3 protein-coding genes are annotated in these 3,128 nt (G+C 68.5%); all 3 read left to right on the top strand.

Annotated features, from left to right (window positions below):
- Positions 1 to 127 precede the first annotated feature (127 nt).
- From QU44_RS16655 to QU44_RS16645, 3 genes are read left to right on the top strand one after another with little or no spacing between them, the layout of a single operon-like run.
- Entirely contained in the window at positions 128 to 1,252 is a 1,125-nt protein-coding gene (locus QU44_RS16655; RefSeq protein ID WP_033923539.1) for an 8-amino-7-oxononanoate synthase, read from the top strand.
- Complete coding sequence (bioD, locus tag QU44_RS16650; protein ID WP_033923538.1) at positions 1,249 to 1,866, top strand: dethiobiotin synthase; 618 nt, start codon at positions 1,249 to 1,251, stop codon at positions 1,864 to 1,866. The genes QU44_RS16655 and bioD overlap by 4 nt, the downstream gene beginning before the upstream one ends.
- The gene (locus QU44_RS16645) at positions 1,863 to 3,089 is read left to right on the top strand and encodes an adenosylmethionine--8-amino-7-oxononanoate transaminase (RefSeq protein WP_033923537.1); all 1,227 of its coding nucleotides are present in this window, start codon (positions 1,863 to 1,865) and stop codon (positions 3,087 to 3,089) included. Before bioD ends, QU44_RS16645 begins: the two co-directional genes overlap by 4 nt.
- The last annotated feature ends 39 nt before the right edge of the window (positions 3,090 to 3,128 follow it).

Genomic DNA, 3,128 nt, shown 5'->3' with positions numbered 1-3,128 from the left:
GACTGCCTGCCAAGGCAGGCGCTCAGGACAGGCTTCGACAAGCTCAGCGGCTACTCAGCACGAACGGACTGTGGGGACGGCCAGCCTATCTAGGCCAATCACGCGCACCGCGCTAAAGCCCCCGATGATGTCGCTCCTTTCCGTTCACCGCGCCGATCTCGCCGCCCTCGCCAATACCGATCGCCTCCGATCGCTTGCCCCGCGCACCGGCGTCGATTTCGCGTCGAACGACTATATTGGCCTGGCGGCCAGCCAGCGCCTGCACGCCGCCGCAAGTGACGCACTTGCGCGCGGCGTGCCCGTAGGTTCGGGCGGATCGCGGCTGCTGCGTGGCAACCACCCCGAGCATGAAGCGCTCGAAGCCGAAGCCGCCGCCTTTTTCGGGGCCGAGGCCGCCTTGTTCCTGGCCAACGGCTTCGTCGCCAATATGGCGCTGTTCGCCACCCTGCCCCAGCGCGGCGATCTGGTAGTGTATGACGCCTTGCTTCACGCCAGCGCGCATGACGGCATGCGGCTGGGCCGCGCCGAGCGAGTCGCCGCCGCGCATAACGACGTTGCCGCGTTCAAGGACGCGATCACCGCATGGCGCGCCGCCGGTGGCAGCGGACGGGTGTGGATCGCGGTCGAGAGCCTGTACAGCATGGACGGCGACCAGGCCCCGCTTGCCGAATTGGCCGCGCTCGCCGACGCCGCGCAAGCATTTCTGCTGATCGACGAGGCACACGCCACCGGCGTTTTCGGCAATTCGGGGCGCGGGCTCGCCGAAACGCTCGAAGGCCAGCCCAACGTCATTACCCTGCATAGCTGTGGCAAGGCGCTGGGGGCCGAGGGGGCGTTGCTGTGCCTGCCCGCGGTGCTGCGCGACATGCTGGTCAACCGCGCGCGCGGTTTCGTGTTTTCGACCGCCCCTTCGCCGCTGATCGCCGCCGTCGTGCGCGATGGGTTGCGGGCGCTGGCACAGGAACCGTGGCGGCGCGATGACCTGCGCGCGCTGATCGCGGCGGGCGGGGCCGCGCTCGCGCCGCTGGGGGCCATCGCCACCGGATCGCCGATCCTGCCGCTGATCCTGGGCGACGATGCCCGCGCCATGCGCGTCGCGCGCGCGGTGCAGGCCGCAGGATTCGACGTTCGCGGCATCCGCCCGCCGACCGTGCCCGACGGCACCGCGCGGCTGCGTATCTCACTCACCCTCAACGCAACCCCGGCCGATGTCGATTCGCTCGCCACGGCCCTGCAAAAGGCTTTGGCATGACTGCACCGCGCTTCGTCGTCACCGGCACCGATACTGATATCGGCAAGACCGTCTTTGCCGCTGCACTGACGCAGGCGATCGGCGCGGACTATTGGAAGCCGATCCAGGCGGGCACCGATGGCGGCACCGACGCGGCGCGCGTGGCGGCATTGGGCGTTGCTGCCGATCGCATCCTGCCGTCTGCCTACACCCTGGAAACGCCGTGCTCGCCGCATCGCGCCGCCGCGATCGACGGCGTGTCGATCGAGCTTAACCGGCTCGAAATACCCGCCACCGCCGCCCCGCTGGTGATCGAGGGTGCGGGCGGCGTGCTGGTGCCGTTCGACGACACGCGCACCATTGCCGATCTGTTCGCGCGCTGGTGCCTGCCGACGATTTTGGTCGCGCGGACCGCGCTCGGCACGATCAACCACAGCCTGTTGTCGATCGAGGCGCTGCGCGGGCGCGGGGTGCCGATCCACGGCATCGCCTTTATCGGCGATCCGCAGGAGGATAGCGAAGCGACGATCGCCCGGATGGGCCAGGTCCGCCGGCTGGGTCGCCTGCCGCTGCTCGATCCGCTGACGCCCGAGGCGTTGCGCGCGGCCTTTGCCACGGGATTCGACTTCGCATGACCTCGCCCGTCTGGCACCCCTTTACCCAGCATGGGCTGAACGAACCGATCCCGGTGGTCGCATCGGCCAAGGACGCGATCCTGACCACCACGGACGGCCGCCGGATCATCGACGCGATCTCGTCCTGGTGGGTGACGACGCACGGCCACGCGCACCCCCGGATCACCGCCGCGATCGCCGAACAAGCGACGCAGCTCGACCAGATCATCTTCGCCGGCTGGACGCACGAGCCCGCCGAACAGCTCGCACGCGAACTGGTGGCGATGATGGGGCTGCCGCACGTTTTCTATTCGGATTCGGGATCGACCGCGGTCGAGGTCGCGGTGAAGATGGCGCTCGGATTCTGGGCCAATCAGGGTCAGCCGCGCCATCGCATCCTGGTGCTCGATCACGGCTATCATGGCGACACGATCGGCGCGATGTCGGTCGGCGCGCGCGGGGTGTTCAATCAGCAATATCAGCCGTTGCTGTTCGACGTCGGTACCCTGCCCTGCCCCGCCGGAGACGGCCAGCCGACGCTCGACGCGCTCGATCACGCCTGCCGCCACGATTCGCCGGCGGCGTTGCTGGTCGAGCCTTTGGTGCTGGGCGCTGGCGGCATGCATTTCTATGCCCCCACGATCCTGGCCGAGATGCGGCGGATCTGCGACCGCCACGGCGTGCCGCTGATCGCCGATGAAGTCATGACCGGCTGGGGCCGCACCGGCACCCTGCTGGCGTGCGAACAGGCAGGAATCGTGCCCGACCTGCTGTGCCTGTCGAAGGGGATTACCGGCGGATCGCTGCCGCTGGCGGTGACGATGGCGTCGAGCGCGATGTTCGAGGCGCATCGATCGCCCGATCGCGCGCGGATGTTCTTTCATTCGTCGAGCTACACCGCCAACCCGATCGCCTGCGCCGCCGCCGTGGCGAACCTGGCGGTGTGGCGCGACGAGCCGGTCCGTGAGCGGATCGCCGACCTTGCGCGCCGACAGGGCGAGCGCCTGGCACATATCGCCGATCGCGTCCGCAACCCGCGCCAATTGGGGACGATCACCGCGTTCGAAGTGGGCGCGGGCGAAGGCTATATGTCCGATCTCGCCCCGCGCCTGCTCGCGCATTTCCGCGACCGCAACGTGCTGCTGCGGCCATTGGGCGACACGGTATATGTCATGCCGCCCTATTGCATCACCGATGCCGAACTCGACCGGGTATATGCGGTGATCGCGGAGGTGCTGGAATAAACTGCCCACCCGTCATTCCCGCGAAGGCGGGAATCCATC

The sequence above is a fragment of the Sphingomonas sp. 37zxx genome (assembly GCF_000786205.1).
Lineage (GTDB): Bacteria > Pseudomonadota > Alphaproteobacteria > Sphingomonadales > Sphingomonadaceae > Sphingomonas.
Note: the sequence above shows the minus strand (reverse complement) of the source record. Positions and strands in the feature narration are given on the sequence as shown.